Here is a 15701-nt window from a genome sequence, read left to right as displayed (position 1 = left end):
TTCCCACTGTGCCACGCCCCGCGGGCGCCGATTCCGACCAAGGGGGCGCTGCATCAAAGATTTGGTCGCACACGTCCCCGTCGTCGAAGACGGCTGGTTTCGCCTGGACCTGCTCGGCCGGTCCCCGGTCTGGGAAAACTTCGGTGGGGAGCCTACCTCGGCGGACGAGTACTGGCACCATGAGGACGAGTCGTTGGACTCACTGCTCGCCTACTGGGACGCGATGGAGACCGACATGCTGCGCCGCTGGCCCGCGCTGATGGAAGTCGCCTCGTCGGGCCGCAGGATCAGGGTCTCGGATGACGGCCCGGAGACCCTCTCGGCGGACGAGGTGATCTGGCACGTCATGCAGCACGAGGTGCGCCACACCGCCCAGATCGTGCAGAGGCTCCGCCTGCTCGGGCAGCAACCCCCTCGCTGGACCTGGTGTTCCTGACGGCGCGTTGACGGGCTAGGCCAGCGGATTTTCTGCCGAGGGTGGAGTTCTGCGGTACAGCTCGGCATGGACGGGAACCCGGCCTTCTCGGGTAGAGTCACGGGGCAGGTCCCTCATCCTCGCCCACTCCCCCCGGAGGTCACCCATCATGCGAACCCTGAAGCTCGGCCCCAGCTCCCTGGACGTTCCCGTCATCGCCGTGGGGTGCATGCGCCTGGACTCGCTCGACCGGTCCGAGGCGGAACGCTTTGTCCACGCCGCGCTCGAGGAGGGCGCCACCTTCTTCGACCACGCCGACATCTACGGCGGGGGCCGGTGCGAGGAGGTCTTCGCGGATGCCATCGGCATGAACGGCACGGTGCGGGAGGGGATCATCCTGCAATCCAAGTGCGGCATTCGGCCCGGCATGTTCGACTTCTCGAAGGAACACATCCTGGCGTCAGTTGACGGGATTCTCCAGCGGCTGAGGACCGATTACCTCGACATCCTGCTGCTGCACCGCCCCGACACGCTCGTCGAGCCCGAGGAGGTGGCGGAGGCCTTCGACGAACTGGAGCGCTCGGGCCGGGTCCGCCACTTCGGCGTCTCCAACCAGCACCCGCGGCAGATCGACCTGCTGAAGAAGTACGTCCGGCAGCCCATCGTCGCCAACCAGCTTCAGCTGAGCCTCACGAACGCCACCATGATCACGAGCGGCTTCAACGTGAACATGGAAAATGAGGCGGCGATCAACCGCGACGGCTACATCCTCGACTACTGCCGCCTGCACGACATCACCATCCAGCCGTGGTCGCCCTTTCAGTACGGCTTCTTTGAGGGTGTGTTCCTCGACAACCCCAAGTTCCCGGAACTCAACGCGAAGATCGACGAGGTCGCGGCGAGCTACGGGGTCAGCAACACGACGATTGCGATTGCCTGGCTGCTGCGGCACCCCGCGCGGATGCAGCCGGTGATCGGCACGATGAATGTGGGGCGCCTGCGGGACTGCTGCCGGGCGAGCGAGGTTCACCTGACGCGCGAGGAGTGGTACGCCCTCTACCGCGCGGCGGGCAACGTGCTGCCCTGAGGAAAAGCGGGGCGTCAGGGGCGGAGGTAACGCGCCTCGAAGTTCTCCGCCCCCACCGGGCGCCCCAGCAGGAATCCCTGGCCGACCGTGCAGCCCAGGCGCCGCAGGGCCGCGAGTTGCGCCTCCGTCTCGATGCCCTCCCCGACCACCGCCGCGTTCAGGCCCTGGGCCAGCGTAATCGCGCTGCGCACGAGGGCCTGATCCTTTTCCTCGCCGGGCAGGGGCTGGACGAAGGATCGGTCGAGCTTGAGCTGGCCGATGGGCAGATGTTGAAGCTGCCGGAGGTTCGAGAAGCCGGTACCGTAATCGTCCACCGCCACCCGCACGCCCAGGGACGCGAGGCCCAGTGCCAGCCTGCGCGCGCCCTGCGGGTTGGCGAACAGCACGCTCTCGGTGACCTCCAGCACCAGCCGCTCGGGCGGCAGCCCGGCGCTGCCCAGCACCCGCCGCACCTGCTCGGGAAAGCTGGGGTCCTCCCACTGGCGGGCGGAGACATTCACTGACACGTCCACCTCCGGGCAGCCCTGCTCCCGCCAGCGCCCGAGTTGCGCGCAGGCCTCCCGCAGTACCCAGGCCCCCAGCGGGACGATCAGGCCGCTGGATTCGGCGAGCGGGATGAACTGCCCCGGCGGAATCCAGCCCCCGTCCGGCTGCGGCCAGCGCAGGAGCACCTCCAGGCCCACGACCCGGCCGGTGGCGAGGTCCACCTGCGGCTGGTAGTGCAGCCGGAATTCCCCCCGCTCCAGGGCCTGGGCCAGGCGGCCGCGCAGGTGGAGTTTCTCCTGGGCGGCGCGCGTCATCTCCTCCTCGTAAAAACAGCACTGCCCCTTGCCGACCGCCTTGGCCTGATACATGGCGGTGTCCGCCGCCCGCAGCAGCGTCTCGGCGTCCCGTCCGTCCGCCGGGTAGAGGCTGATGCCCACGCTGCAATTCGTGACCAGGGTGTGATTCCGGACCCCAAAGGGCGCCCGCAGCGTTTCCTGAAGCTTGAGGGCCACATTCGCCGCGTCGAGCGTCCCACGCAACTCCGGCAGCAGCACCACGAACTCGTCCCCGCCGAAGCGCGCGACCGTGTCCTCGGCCCGCAAGGTGTGCGAGAGCCGCTCCCCCACCGCTTGCAGCAGCGCGTCCCCCACCGCATGACCCAGGGAGTCGTTGATCACCTTGAAGCCGTCGAGGTCGAGCACCAGCATCCCCACGGGGGTGCCGCGCCGGTCCGCCTGCCGCAGGGCCTGCTCGGCACGGTCGAGCAGCATCAGGCGGTTGGGCAGGCCGGTGAGGGCGTCATGGTGCGCCAGATACTCGCTGCGCTGCTGGGCCTGTTTCCAGCTCAGCACCATCAGCCGCAGCTCCAGCGTGTCGATCACGATGGCGGCGAGGTCTCGGAGAAAGGTCCGCTGCTCGAGCGTGAACTCTCGGGGACGGTGGTCGTACACGGCGAGCGTGCCGATCCTGTAGCCGTCCGGGGTGATCAGGGGGGCACCGGCGTACGAGCGTCCCCCCGCAAATTTCACCAACGGGTCGTTCTGGAACCGGGGGTCGGCGTGCAGGTCCTCGACGACGAAGGGGTCGTCCCGCTGAACAGTCTCCCCGCAGCAGACGCTGTCCCGGTCCATCTCGTGGAGATTCGTGCCGACGCTCGATTTGAGCCAGACCCGCCGCACGGCCACGAAATTGATGATGACGACCGGGACCTCCAGCAGGTGCCTGACGAACCGGGTGATGCGGTCGAATTCGGCCTCAGGCGGGGTGTCGAGGACCTGATACCGGTGGAGACACTCCAACCGCTGCGCCTCGTGAGGGTCCACCGTAGGGTCCATTCTCAAGTATGTGTTATTTCCCTCACATGCCCGTCAGATTCACGGGCCTGAATTCGCGAGTAAAGAGAGAATTAAGACTTCGAATAGGTGTTTCGCGCGGGCAGAGCGGGAGGGCGCGGACACCTCCGCTCAGATAAACGGGGGTGAACGTCTTCATCGCCAGCCGCCTCTCCCCGTGAAGGGGCGGAACGCTGCTCCGGCCGCACGGGGGAGGAGGTTTGCCTCCTGGCCCTGTTGAGCCCGCTGGCAGCGAACCAATGACCCGCCGGAACCCTTGTCCACCGAAGGCCCGCCCCGGCGTGAGACGGCTCGGCCCAAGCTCGCGCCCAGGGATGTGGATGAAGACAGGAACGCGACCCCCAGGCTGGTCCTCGCGCTCCTGTTCATGGCCCTCGCGCACCTCGCGTGGCTGCTGTGGCCGCCTCACCCGGGCACCTTGAGCCGCTGGCCCGGCGAGACGTTCTACATCCCGGCTTTCCTGCTGGGTGCGGCGCTGTGCTGGCGGGCCGGGACCCGGCTGGAGGTGGGAGCGCGCTCAGCGCGGCGATTGTTCGGGACCGGGCACCCGGCGCTCGCCCACCTGCCGCGCCCGCCGGTGAGCAGCTTGAAGATCGACCGGGTCTTCGTGCGGGACCTGGGGAACGTGCCCGGCGCCGAGCGGGTGGCGGCCACGCCCTGGGCCTCGACCTGGTCGGGGAGGGTGTGGAGACGGCGGCCCAGCTCCGCAGCATGCACGCCCTGGGCCGCGAGCGCACCAAAGGGTTGCTGCACGGACGCCCGCTCCCCGCTGAACGGGCCCGCGAGGTTCTGAGCGGTGGGAGGCCGACGGGGACCCGGTCCGCCAATCCGGGCAAGGGGACCGCCTAGGGCGCCGGACCCGGGCGGGCCACAGCACCCATTTACCCCCTCCCTGGGCACAAGCGAACGTGGTTGGCCCGGGCTTCACCAGCAGTGAAGGGAGCGCGGGGCTCCCTCCTCTGACACCATGCGGGTGACTGGACTCGAACCAGTCCGGGGCCTACACCGACCCGCTTGCGCGCCCGTTGTAAACAGGTGGACGCCTTCCCTTGATGCTGTGGGGAGGAGTATGGCGGGCCGCCTCGTACAACAACATGACAGGGCGCGGGAACCTTTCCGGCCTCTCGCCGCACTGGCCTTCCTGCGAGGGGGGTTGGCCGCCCATACGGGGGACGAACGCGCCATGAGGCTGAACAGGAGTCCTCGGGAGCACACCTCCCCCACCCGCTACAGTCTGCTCATGCAGGCCGCCCTGTACCGCGAGTTCCAGACCCGCCCCGAGGTGCTGACCGTCCCCGACCCCACTCCCCCCGAGGACGGCGTGGTCGTGAAGGTCGGCGCGACCGGCGTCTGCCGCAGCGACTGGCACGGCTGGATGGGCCACGACCCCGACATCACCCTGCCGCATGTGCCCGGCCATGAACTCGCCGGAACGGTTGTCGCGGTGGGCCGGGACATCCGGGGCTGGCGGGTGGGCGACCGGGTAACAGTGCCCTTCGTCTCGGGCTGCGGGCGCTGCCCGGAGTGCCGGTCGGGGAATCAGCAGGTGTGCGAGCGGCAGTTTCAGCCCGGCTTCACCCACTGGGGCTCCTTTGCCGAGTACGTCGCGCTGCACCACGCGGAAGGGAACCTCGTGCGGCTGCCGGAGAGCCTGGATTTCGTGACGGCGGCCAGCCTGGGGTGCCGCTTCGCCACCTCGTTCCGGGCGGTGGTCCAGCAGGGGCGGGTGCGGGCCGGGGAGTGGGTGGCGGTTCACGGTTGCGGCGGGGTGGGTCTCTCGGCGGTCCTGATCGCCCATGCGCTCGGGGCGGGGGTGATCGCGGTGGATATCGACGACGAGAAGCTGGAGTTGGCCCGGGACCTCGGGGCCGACCTCACCGTCAACGGGCGTACCACCCCAGACGTGGCGGGGGCGATCCGGGACCTGACTGGGGGCGGCGCCCACGTGTCGCTGGACGCGCTGGGCCATCCCCAGACCTGCTTCAACTCCGTGGCGAACCTGCGGACCCGGGGGCGGCACGTGCAGGTGGGGCTGCTGCTCGCCGGGGAGCGCCACCCCCCGATTCCGATGGACCGGGTGATCGCCCGGGAGCTGGAGATTTACGGCAGCCACGGAATGGCCGCGCACGCCTACCCGGAGATGCTGGGGATGATCGAGCGGGGAGTGCTGCGGCCCCAGCGGCTCATCGGGCGGCGGATCAGCCTGACCGAGGCCCCGGACGCCCTGATGAGAATGGACCACTTCCCCGGCACGGGCGTGACAGTGGTGGACTGCTTCGGGGACTGAGGCGGGGCGCAAATACCTTGTCCTGCTGAGCGAATGCGAAGCGTCTCCAGGCCGGACCCTTCGCGTTGCTCAGGGTGACAAACTTGTTGAGCTCTGCCGTAAGTTCTAGCCGAAATGGACCGGGAGCCGCTTCACGCCCGAGACGATCTGGCTGGGGATGGGGTCGAGCACCGTGCCGGGCACCAGGCGCAGGTTAGGCAGACGGTCGAGCACGGCCCTCAGGGCGATACTCGCCTCCAGCCGGGCGAGCGGCGCGCCCAGGCAGAAATGCACCCCGTGCCCGAAGGCCAGGTGCCGGTTGGGCGTGCGGGCGGGGTCGAAGCGGTCCGCGTTCGGGAACTGCGCCTCGTCACGGTTGGCCGAGCCGATCCAGGCCAGGACCGGGCTGCCCTCGGGGATGAGCTGCCCACCCAGCTCCACGTCCTGGGCCGCCACCCGGAACATGGACTGAACGGGCGAGCGGAAGCGCAGCGACTCCTCAATGGTGCCCGGCAGAAGTTCCCGGTCGGCGAGGACCCGTTCATATGCCTCCGGCGCGTCCCGCCAGCACAGCACCGTGTTGGCGAGCAGGTTGGTCGTGGTCTCGTTGCCCGCCACCAGGAGCAGGATGCAGAAGCCCAGCAGTTCCTGCGTGTTCAGGTGCTCGCCCTCGACCTGCGCGGCGATCAGCCCGCTGATCAGGTCCTCGCCGGGCGCGTGCCTGCGCTCCTCGATCAGGCGGCCGAAGTAGGCGGCCATCTCGCGGCTGCCGCTCATGTCGCCCGTCACCACCGCGTCCGACCAGCGCTTGAAACGGTCGCGGTCCGAAGCGGGGATGCCCAGAATTTCGGCGATCACGATAACCGGGAGGGGATAGGCGAAGTCGAGGACGAAATCCATCCGCCCGGACGCCTCCACCGGGGAGAGAAGTTCGTCGACGAGTTCCTCAATGCGTGGGGCCAGGGCGCGGACCTGCCGCGGGGTAAAAGCCTGCTCGACCAGGGCGCGCAGCTGGCGGTGCCGGGGCGGGTCGGTGGAGATGATGCTCGACGACAGCGCACTCTCGGCATTCTCGCCGCGCGGTCGGCCCCGTTCGGAGGAGAAGGCTTTCCAGTCGGAGAGCGTGCGCTGCACCCCCGCGTAGTCGAAGACCATCCACATACCGGAACGGGGGTCGCGGACCACGGGGGAAGCCCGCCGCATGTCGGCGTACCAGGGGAAGGGGTCGAGCAGGGTGAAGCTGGAGGCAGTCATGGGCTGGTCCTTTCGGGGGTGGGGGCGGACGTGGAAACTCGCCGCCCAGCCTCCGCTATTGGAGCGGGGCGGAGTGAGTTCCACCGCGCAGTTCAGACTGTGGAGTGCTCATTCCTGACGGGACGCCCTTCACAGGTTCTTGAAGAGCGGGGCAGGCGTACCGGTTGCCCCGCCCCCACAGGGCGAGCGGAGCCGAACCGATTTCACAAGGGCACGGGGGACAGATACACTGCCTGCACCCATGCTCGTCACCGGTGACCTCTTCCCACCCCTGTCGGGGACGCCGGAAGGCCCCCACGTCTCCGTCCCGTTCCCGAAGCCGGAGGTCCCGTGACCCTCGTTCGTTCGCAGGACACGCTCGCGCTGGCGAACCTCACCGACCAGGCGCTGCGGGTGAGGGCGGTCGAGGCGGCGAGCACGTACGACGCCGAGACGCTGGTGGGGGTCACCCGGGCGTACATGACGACCGCCAGCCGCAAAGGGGCGCGCACGAGCGAGAAGACGCTGGAGGCGTACAGCCTGGCCGTGCGGGACTTCGTGCCGTGGGCGCGCGAGAACGGGGTGCAGCTCCTGCGGCCCGGGCGGCGGGACGGGGGGCGGTACGTGGCACAGCTTCAGACCCGGCCTTCCCAGGGGCGCGGGAAAACGGGCGTCCTCTCGGCGGCGACGGTGGCGCAGTACGTCGCCGGGGCGCGGGCGCTGTACCGGGCGCTGCGTTGGGCGGGCGCGACCGAGGCGCAGCCCTTCGAGGACGCCCACGTGCCGCCCGACCCCACCCCCGGCATCGTCAAGAATCCCCCCTATATGCGGGAGGTGGACGCGGTGCTGGAGCAGTGCGAGCCCCGGCTGGCCGCCCTCCTGCTGCTGTGCGCGCACGCCGGACTGCGGGTCAGCGAGGCGCTGGGCGTGAAGGTCACGGACATCCAGGGCTCCCGCCTGACCGTGCGCGGCAAGGGCGGGAAGGTGCGGCGGGTGCCGCTGGGCAAGCGGGTGCGGGGGGCGCTGGCGGGCCTCTCCCCCGCCCTTCCTGACGGGTCGCTGTTCAGTTGGGAATACGCGCAGGTGACGTACCGGATGCGGGCGGCCTTCCGGGCGGCGGGGCACGGGGACGCCTGGCGGGGTTTTCACGCGGCCCGCAAGCACTCAGGAACGCGGCTGTACAGCGCGACGAAGGATTTCACCCGGGTGGGCCTCTTCCTGGGGCACGCCTCGGTGGACACCACCCGCCGCTACGTCGCCGTCGAGGAGGACGACGTGGCGGGCGAGGTGGAGGACTTCTGAGGGGGCCGGGCCGGAGAGAGAAAGCTGTCAGGCTGGGGGCCGTACAACAGGGAGAGATGTCTGCCTCCGCCGTTCCACCCCTGCCCGCCCCCAGCACCGGCCACGCGGCGGGCTTCACGGCCTGCGACTGCCACGCGGTGCAGCCCCTGGACTGCTCGGCCCTGACTGCCCTGTCGGTCCACGCCGCCTCGCGCCACCTGCACCGCAAGCTGGCCCTGCTGCTCGCGGCCCACGGCCTGCCGCTTACGCCTCAGGACGACGCCTTCGTGATTCCCGCGGCCGGATTCGACCGCCTGGGGGATGTGCTGGCCGCCTTTTCGGGTACCGAGCGCCCGGACGTGCTTGCCATCCCGCATATGGGGGAGCGGCGGGGCCTGTGGCACGTCGCGCCGCTGGAGCAGTGGGTGGGGCGGCTGTCGAGCCGCTGGTTCGGGGCGGCGAGCGAGCGGCTGCGCTTTCACCTCCAACCCATCGTGGAGTTGGCGAGCGGCCGGGTCCACGGTTACGAGGCGCTGGTGCGGGCCGAGTGGGAAGGGCAACTGATCGGGGCGGGGCCGCTGCTGGAGGCTGCCGCCGCGCACGGGCAGTCGCGGGGTTTTGACGCCCACGCCCGGCGGGGGGCGATCCGGCAGGCTTACCCGCTCCTGGGGCCGGGGCAGGTGCTATTCATCAACTTCGCGCCGGGGGTGGTGTACAACCCCGACATCTGCCTGCAAACGACCTTCGAGACCTGCCGGGAGGTTGGGGCCGACTTCTCGCGGCTGCTGTTCGAGGTCACCGAGAGCGAGGCCTTTCCCGATCTGCGGCTGCTGAAGGCGATTCTGGAGCGTTACCGGGCCGAGGGTGCCCGGGTGGCGCTCGACGACCTGGGAGCCGGGCACACCAGCCTGACCTACCTCGCCGAGCTGCGGCCCGACCTGGTGAAGCTCGACCGCGACCTCGTGCGCGGCCTGCACGGGGCCGACCCCCGCGTGCCCCTGGTCTCGGCCCTGGTGCGCTACGCCCACGACCTGGGTATCCAGGTGGTCGCCGAGGGCATCGAGACCGAGGGGGAGCTGCGGATGGTCGTGGACCTCGGCGCGGACTACGCGCAGGGCTACTTCCTGGGCCGCCCCGCCCCCCGGCCGGATGGCCTCGCCCCGCAGGCGGCCCACTTCTGGGCGGCGAGGTGACGGCCCTGCCCGTGGCGGCGCCCGCCGATCTGGGCGAGGAGATGCTCTGGGAGGTGCTCGCCGCCGCCGACATCGGCCTGCTGGTGACGGACGCGCAGCGGCGCATCCTGTACGTCAACCCGACCTTCACCCGCGAGACGGGGTACACCGCCCAGGAGGTGCTGGGCCGCTCCTGCACCTTCCTCCAGGGACCCGAAACCGACGCCGCCGACATCGCCGCCATCCGGGCGGCGTTGAACCGGGGCGAGCCCGTCTCACGGGTCGTGCTGAACTACCGCAAGGACGGCAGCACGATGCGCTATCGGCTGCGGATTCGCCCCATCCGGCAGGGGGGCGCCGTGCGCTACTTCGTGGGCGTGCAGGAGGACTACTCGGCGGCCCACGCCGCGCAGGCCCAGCTTGAGCGCCTGGCCTACCTCGACAGCCTGACGGGGCTGGGCAACCGCCGCGCCTTTGACGCCCGGCTCGCGGAGGCCGCCAGCTGCGGCGAAGGATTCGCCCTGGTGCTGCTCGACCTCAACGACTTCAAACAGGTCAACGACGGGCGGGGGCACCCGGCGGGCGACGCCCTGCTGATTCAGGTCGGAGACTGCCTCCAGCGAATCCTTCCAGAGGACGGGAGTGCCTTCCGCCTGGGTGGGGACGAGTTCGCCGTGCTGCTGCCGGGCGGCGCCGAGCAGGCCGGGCAGGCCCAGCGGGTGCTCGCCGCCCTGGAGGAGTTGGAGGGCGGCAAGCTGCGGACCGGGCTGGGCTGCGCCCACTTCCCGGCCGAGGCGGGGGACATCCCGTCGCTGCTGCGTCTGGCAGACCGGCGCCTGTACCAGCACAAGGCCGCCGTCAAGGCCAGGCGGTAGGGCGGGCTCTGGAACATTCGCGGCCGAAGACGGGGCGGGCCGCGTGGTGCGGCCCCGTCAAGTTCCTCAGCAGCGGGTTCCCCGGCACTTTTGGACAAGTAGGGAACAAAGCACGATGGACACGTGTTTTTCTCCCTCTCCCCTTGCGGGAGAGGGGTGGCAAGCACCAGCTTGCCCTGCCGTCGTGGCCCAACTGGGGGTGCCTGAATACCGTGATGGGTCTCTGGTCGCCCGGCCCGCCCACCCCCTCTGCGAGTCCCGGCCTCCCCCTTGAGGGGGAGGGGCTTTTTGCCATCCCACACGCCTTTTCTCTTCAGCGAGAGGCTTTTGTGTATTACCCAGTCCTCAGGGGGAGAGGGACTGAACACAGCGTGTTGAAGCGGCGTCCTGAAGATTACGTCCAGAAGGCGCCCACATTGACCGGACTGTTGCTGGAATTCCGCCCGCCTCAGCGTGGCCGGGGCAGGGTGAAGCCGAAGGTGGCGCCCTCGCCCGGGATGCCCTGCGCGAACACCGTTCCGCCGTGCCGGTTGATGATGCGGCGCACATTCGCCAGCCCCACACCCGTGCCCTCGAACTCCTCAAAGCGGTGCAGGCGCTGGAAGACCCCGAACAGCTTGTCGGTGTAGCGGGGGTCGAAGCCCACCCCGTTGTCGCGGACGAAGACGGCCCACTCGCCGGGGCGCTCCTCTGCCCAGACCTCGACCTGTGCCGGGTCCCGGGTGCGGGTGTACTTCAGGGCGTTGCCCAGGAGGTTCACCATGACCTGACGCAGGGTGCCGGGGTCGCCCGTCACCGGGGGCAGGGGAGCCACCCGCCACACCACCCGCCGCCCCGACTCGTCGGGCTCCAGCTCCGCGCGCACGGCGGCCACCAACTCGCCCAGGTCCACCGGGGCGGGCCGCAGCGGCAACCGGGAGGTGCGCGACAGGTCGAGCATCGCGTCGATCAGGGTGTTCATGCGCCGGGTGGCCTCGTCCACGATCCCCAGGTAGCGCGCCGTCCGGTCGTCCAGGTGGTCGCCCAGGCTGCGGCGCAGCAGGTCGTTGAAGCTCCCGATGTGGCGCACGGGCGTCCGCAGGTCGTGGGAGACGCTGTAGGCAAAGGCCTCCAGCTCCTCGTTGGCGGCGGCGAGCGCCCGGGTGCGCTCCTCCAGCTCGCGGGCCTGCTCGGCGCGTTCCAGGGCGAGGCCCAGGCTGTAGGCCACCGTCTCCAGGGCGGCGCGGTCGGCGCCCGACCAGACATGGGGGTCGAAGAGGCCCACGCCCAGGACGCCGCGCACCGCGCCGCCCACCTTCACGGGGAGCGTGGCCGCGGCGCCGAAGGGTTCCGTCAGGGTCGGCTGGCCGTCCAGATCGGGGTCGTGGACCTCACGGTAGAGGGGTTGGCCGCTCGCCCACGGCAGGGACAGGCTGCGGGTCTCCCCGAAGGGCAGCCCGTGTTCGAAGGCGGCCCGGACTCCCGGGCTCCGGGGGTCGCCCACCAGGGACCGCAGGCGCCACAGCCCGTCCCCCAGTTCGTGGTAACCCGAGAAGCCGGGTGGGAGCAGCGTCAGCACGAGTTCCTGCGCCCGGCGCACCAGCGCGTAGGGGTCCGTCTCGAAGGCGAGGTCGCGCGCGAGTTCGGCAAAGGCCTCCAGCACCCGGTTGCGGCGTTCCAGCTCGTCCTTCTGGGCGCGGAGCTGCCCCGCCGTGGCCGTGCGTTCCAGCGCCAGGCGCAGGCTGTCGCCCACCGCGCGAAACACCGCCCGCTCGCGCTCGGACCACTGCCGGGCATCGTGCAGCGCGGCGGCGAGGAAGCTCCCCACCTCGCCGTTCACGGTCAGGGGATAGCAGGCGACCGCGCCCACCCCACCAGAGCGGGGCACGTGTTCGCGCACCGCATCCCAGCCCTCGACGAAGACGGGCTCCCGGGCGCGCAGCATCCGCGCGATGATCGGCGTCCCGCCCGGCAGCCCCACCTCGATGACCCGCCGCAGGGGCTCGGGGCTGTCCCCGCTGCCCACCCGGCCCTTCCACACGTCCCCCTCGCGCTCGTAGTACCCCACGCTACCCTGCGCGAAGGTGGCGCGCAGCACCTGGATCGCCCGCCCCGCCAGGGCGAGCACGTCCGTCTCGGCCCCGACCGCCTGGGTCAAGGCGACAAAGGCCTCCAGCGCCGCGCGCTCCTCCTCCAGCCTGCGGGTCTGCTCGGCCCGCTCCAGCGCCAGCCCCAGGCTGCGGCCCACCGCCCGGATCACGGCCTGCTCGCGCGCCGTCCAGCCGGGCCGCGCGGGCGTCCCCACCGAGAGCACCGCGCGGGGCTCGTCCCCCCGGAAGTACGGGTAGGTCGCCATCGCGGCGTAGGCGCGCGTGCCGGGCAGGTTCTCCGGCACGGGGTCCCAGACGGCGAGGAAATGCGGCTGGCGCCCGCGCACCGCCTCCGCGAAGCGCGGGGTATCCCTCGGAAATCCGGCGCGCATCCGGGCGATAAAGTCGGGCGGGACCTCCTCCGACCACACCCGCGCCCGCCAGAGGTCCCCCTCGGGCTCGTAGTACGCCACGCTGACCTCGCCGAGGGTGGCGTTCAGCACGTCGGCCGCGCGCGTGATGAGGGCCTGAACGTCCGTCTCGCCGTCCACCCGCTCGGCAAAGGCGACGAAGGCGTCGAGCGCCTCCGTTCTCTCCTGCGCGGCCGACCCGCGCGTCCGGCCCAGGGCGAGCGCTCCCAGGGCGGCGAGCGTCTGCAGGAGGCGCCGCTCCTCTCCGGTCAGGTGGCGCTCCCGAGTGAAGGTCAGGGCGACCACGCCGCAGGGCTCCCCGCCGAGGAACAGGGGCAGGAGGACGGCGGCAGTCTCCTCCTCCGGGTGGTCGCCGCCTCCCAGGAGGAGCGGCTCCCGCTGTCTCAACGCCTCCCCGGCGGGGGTCTCCTGGCGCAGCGGTCCCTCCTGCCATAGCCCCTGCAGGCCCACCCCGTCGCCGCGGGTCGCCGCGAGGTCCAGCCGGTACGCCCCGGCCTCCACCCGCAGCAGGGCGCCCGTGCTGGCCTCCAGGGCGGCGAGGATCACGCCGAGCACGTCCTCCGGCGTCCGGGCGGCCGTCAGGGCTTCGGCAACGTCCTGCAAACGTTCACTGTGAAGGGTGAACGATCCGGGCGGGCGGGACATGGAGTCACGATACCGTCCGCCTGGCGCGAAAAGAGGGCCAGCACCCGCCTCGCGGGATGCGTTAAGGTTCGGCTCACGCCGGGTGTGCGTCGGCCCGCTCTGCCCCAGGTACAACACGGGCATGAGCGGCGTTCCCCTCCAGACGGCCCTGCCCCAGGCGCAAGCGGCGACGCGGGCCTTTCTCGACGCCCTCGACCCGGCCCGCCGCGTGGTGGTGTTCTGCCATTTCGACGCCGACGGCCTCTCGGCGGGGGCGCTGTTCGGCCGGACCCTGCCGCGACTGGGCTTCCGGGACGTGCGGGTGATTCCGTCCGGGCGCGGGGAGTCGGCCTTTTCGGACGAGGCCCGGGCGCGCCTGGGGGCGCTTGACCCGCAAGGACTCATCGTCACCGACCTGGGGGTGAACAGCCGAGGCGTCCTGGCAGAGGTGCCGACGCTGTACGTGGACCACCACCAGCCCGACGGGCTGCCCACCGGGAACGTCACGGTCGTCAGCGGCTACACCTGGGACCCCATTCCCACCAGCGCGTGGCTCGCGTATGACCTCCTCGCGCCGCTGGCGGACATCGAGGACCTGGCCTGGATCGGGGCGGTGGGGACGCTGGGCGACCTGGGCGACAGCGCGCCCTGGGCCGCCTTGCCCGGGATCAAGAAGCGTTACACCGCCAAGTGGCTGCATGAGGCCGTGGCGCTCGTGAACGCGGCGCGGCGGTCGGGCGCCTTCGACATCGAGACGCCGCTGAACCTGCTGCTCAAGGCCGCTGGCCCGAAGGAACTGGCGACGGACGACGCACATGGGGCGGACCGGCTGCGCGCCTACCGGGCAGAGGTGAACGCCGAACTCGCCGCCGCCCGGCGGGCGGCCCCCAGGTTCAGCGCCACGGGGCCATATGCCCTGCTCCGGCTGCATTCGGGGGCGCAGATCCACCCGCTGATCGCCCAGCAGTGGCGGGGGCGGCTCCCCGGGCACGCGGTGATTGCCGCGAACACGGGCTACCTGCCGGGCACCGTCGCCTTCAGCATGCGGACCGCGCGCACCGACCTGAACCTCCCCGCGCTCCTGCAGGGCATCGAGGTGGGCGACGTGGGCGGCAGCTACGGGCACGGGCACGACCAGGCGTCGGGCGGTCAGCTTCCCCCCGGGGCGTTCAATCAGGTCCTGGAAGCCCTGGGCTTCGACGAGGGCGTGCGGGTGGAGGAGTCGCTCCGCAGCGGCTGAGAGGAATTCATTCGGGGCAGCAGTCTCGCCGGTTCCGTCAGCGGCCGGGCCTCTCCCCGTCCCAACCCGCTGCCCCGCTTCATCACAGGTGGCCGTTTAAGGTGACCGGGGCAGCAAAACGTCAACGCGTTCCACCCCACAGGGGGTGGGAAGGGAGCCTTATGCAAAGAAGTTGGATGCTGGTCGGCCTGGCCCTGGTCCTGGCGGCGTGCGGGGCACAGAACACCGCGCCGGTCGCCGCCATTCCCTCCGGGACGCTGGGCGCGCAGTCGGTGCTGAGCTGGCAGGCCCTGCGGCAGGGGGATTCGGGCCGCGACGTGGTGACCCTGCAATACCTGCTGCGCCACGCAGGGCAGATCCTCAGCGTGGACGGCGCCTTCGGCAGCGGGACGGACACGGCGGTGCGGAACTTCCAGCGCGCGAGCGGCCTGACGGTGGACGGCATCGTGGGCGGCAACACCTGGGAGAAGCTGATCGTCACGGTGCGGCAGGGGGACAGTGGCAACGCCGTGCGGGCGGTGCAGGACCAGCTCCGCAGCGGGTATGGGTACAGCGGCGTGACGGTGGACGGCATCTTTGGGAGCGGCACGAACACGGCGGTGCGGGACTTTCAGAGTAAGCGCGGCCTGACCGTGGACGGGGTGGTGGGCTTGAACACCTGGCACGCCCTGGTGACTGGCAGCAGCACGGGCGGCACGGCCACGACCTCCAGCCTCGCCTCGCAGATTCTGAACAGCGGCCGGATCACGCTGGGCACGAGCAGCAGCACCTCCGGCGGCAACCCGCGCCAAAACATCGTGGACACCGCGAACGGGCTGGCAGCCAAGCGTGGCTGCGCGAGCGACGCGAACTGCGGCCTGACCGTGTACCTCAAGCGCTCCATGCTCCAGGGCATGCTGGCCCTCGCGAACGCTGGGAACTCGTTCTACGTCACGTCGGTCGCGGGCGGAGTCCACTCGACCTACTCGGACCACTACGCGGGGCTGGCCTTCGATATCGGCATCTGGAACGGCGTGAGCCTCTCGTCGCCCAACAGCGCCCACACCGCCGCGCGCAACGCCTGCATCGCGGCCGGGTCGGACCCGAGCCAGACCTTCAACGCCTACAACGACCCGACGGGCGGGCACAAGAACCACGTCCACTGTGCCTGGAACTGAGAAAACCTTGGGC

The 15701-nt window shown here is 70.7% G+C and carries 12 protein-coding genes; 9 read left to right on the top strand and 3 right to left on the bottom strand.

Annotated features, from left to right (window positions below):
- The first annotated feature begins 61 nt into the window (after positions 1-61).
- Together F784_RS22835 and F784_RS0110045 are read left to right on the top strand one after the other, a co-directional pair.
- The gene (locus tag F784_RS22835; protein WP_019586602.1) at positions 62-436 is read left to right on the top strand and encodes a DinB family protein; all 375 of its coding nucleotides are present in this window, start codon (positions 62-64) and stop codon (positions 434-436) included.
- Between the two features lie 148 nt (positions 437-584).
- Entirely contained in the window at positions 585-1502 is a 918-nt protein-coding gene (locus F784_RS0110045) for an aldo/keto reductase (RefSeq protein WP_019586601.1), read from the top strand.
- Between the two features lie 14 nt (positions 1503-1516).
- Here F784_RS0110045 and F784_RS0110040 read toward each other — a convergent pair whose 3' ends face one another.
- Positions 1517-3322, bottom strand: a complete 1806-nt coding sequence (locus F784_RS0110040; RefSeq protein ID WP_019586600.1) for a putative bifunctional diguanylate cyclase/phosphodiesterase — start codon at positions 3320-3322, stop codon at positions 1517-1519.
- A 274-nt stretch (positions 3323-3596) separates the two neighbouring features.
- Between F784_RS0110040 and F784_RS0110035 the strand changes: the two genes are divergently transcribed.
- Both F784_RS0110035 and F784_RS0110030 read left to right on the top strand, forming a co-directional pair.
- Entirely contained in the window at positions 3597-4133 is a 537-nt protein-coding gene (locus F784_RS0110035) for a hypothetical protein (protein ID WP_157465168.1), read from the top strand.
- Between the two features lie 447 nt (positions 4134-4580).
- Entirely contained in the window at positions 4581-5627 is a 1047-nt protein-coding gene (locus F784_RS0110030) for a zinc-dependent alcohol dehydrogenase family protein (protein WP_026332397.1), read from the top strand.
- Positions 5628-5732: 105 nt separating this feature from the next.
- On the opposite strand, the gene F784_RS0110025 is transcribed toward F784_RS0110030, so the two are convergent.
- Positions 5733-6860, bottom strand: coding sequence for a cytochrome P450 (locus F784_RS0110025; RefSeq protein ID WP_019586598.1), 1128 nt, complete (start codon positions 6858-6860; stop codon positions 5733-5735).
- Positions 6861-7190: 330 nt separating this feature from the next.
- Between F784_RS0110025 and F784_RS0110020 the strand changes: the two genes are divergently transcribed.
- From F784_RS0110020 to F784_RS27565, 3 genes are read left to right on the top strand one after another with little or no spacing between them, the layout of a single operon-like run.
- On the top strand, positions 7191-8141 hold the full coding sequence (locus tag F784_RS0110020) for a tyrosine-type recombinase/integrase (RefSeq protein ID WP_019586597.1): 951 nt from the start codon (positions 7191-7193) through the stop codon (positions 8139-8141).
- Positions 8142-8197: 56 nt separating this feature from the next.
- A complete protein-coding gene (locus F784_RS22830; RefSeq protein ID WP_019586596.1) occupies positions 8198-9313 on the top strand; it encodes an EAL domain-containing protein in 1116 nt (371 codons plus the stop codon).
- Positions 9310-10167: a sensor domain-containing diguanylate cyclase gene (locus tag F784_RS27565; protein ID WP_019586595.1), complete on the top strand. Its 858-nt coding sequence runs from the start codon at positions 9310-9312 to the stop codon at positions 10165-10167. Before F784_RS22830 ends, F784_RS27565 begins: the two co-directional genes overlap by 4 nt.
- A gap of 448 nt (positions 10168-10615) precedes the next feature.
- Here the strand turns inward: F784_RS27565 and F784_RS27560 are convergent, their stop codons facing one another.
- The gene (locus F784_RS27560; RefSeq protein ID WP_169405671.1) at positions 10616-13312 is read right to left on the bottom strand and encodes a GAF domain-containing sensor histidine kinase; all 2697 of its coding nucleotides are present in this window, start codon (positions 13310-13312) and stop codon (positions 10616-10618) included.
- Between the two features lie 121 nt (positions 13313-13433).
- On the opposite strand from F784_RS27560, the gene F784_RS0110000 reads away from it, so the two are divergent.
- Both F784_RS0110000 and F784_RS0109995 read left to right on the top strand, forming a co-directional pair.
- On the top strand, positions 13434-14531 hold the full coding sequence (locus F784_RS0110000; protein ID WP_019586593.1) for a DHH family phosphoesterase: 1098 nt from the start codon (positions 13434-13436) through the stop codon (positions 14529-14531).
- A 161-nt stretch (positions 14532-14692) separates the two neighbouring features.
- Entirely contained in the window at positions 14693-15688 is a 996-nt protein-coding gene (locus F784_RS0109995; protein ID WP_245557816.1) for a peptidoglycan-binding domain-containing protein, read from the top strand.
- Positions 15689-15701 lie beyond the last annotated feature (13 nt).

Origin of the sequence: Deinococcus apachensis DSM 19763, from assembly GCF_000381345.1 — a bacterium.
GTDB classification, from domain to species: domain Bacteria; phylum Deinococcota; class Deinococci; order Deinococcales; family Deinococcaceae; genus Deinococcus; species Deinococcus apachensis.
This window is presented reverse-complemented; position numbering and strand designations above follow the sequence as displayed.

Bases quoted from the DNA above. Each gene is read 5' to 3' on its own strand.
- F784_RS0110045 (WP_019586601.1), top strand. From the start codon at position 585: ATGCGAACCCTGAAGCTCGGCCCCAGCTCCCTGGACGTTCCCGTCATC.
- F784_RS0110000 (WP_019586593.1), top strand. From the start codon at position 13,434: ATGAGCGGCGTTCCCCTCCAGACGGCCCTGCCCCAGGCGCAAGCGGCG.
- F784_RS0110025 (WP_019586598.1), bottom strand. From the start codon at position 6,860: ATGACTGCCTCCAGCTTCACCCTGCTCGACCCCTTCCCCTGGTACGCC.
- F784_RS27560 (WP_169405671.1), bottom strand. From the start codon at position 13,312: ATGTCCCGCCCGCCCGGATCGTTCACCCTTCACAGTGAACGTTTGCAG.
- F784_RS0109995 (WP_245557816.1), top strand. From the start codon at position 14,693: ATGCAAAGAAGTTGGATGCTGGTCGGCCTGGCCCTGGTCCTGGCGGCG.
- F784_RS22830 (WP_019586596.1), top strand. From the start codon at position 8,198: ATGTCTGCCTCCGCCGTTCCACCCCTGCCCGCCCCCAGCACCGGCCAC.
- F784_RS0110040 (WP_019586600.1), bottom strand. From the start codon at position 3,322: ATGGACCCTACGGTGGACCCTCACGAGGCGCAGCGGTTGGAGTGTCTC.
- F784_RS0110030 (WP_026332397.1), top strand. From the start codon at position 4,581: ATGCAGGCCGCCCTGTACCGCGAGTTCCAGACCCGCCCCGAGGTGCTG.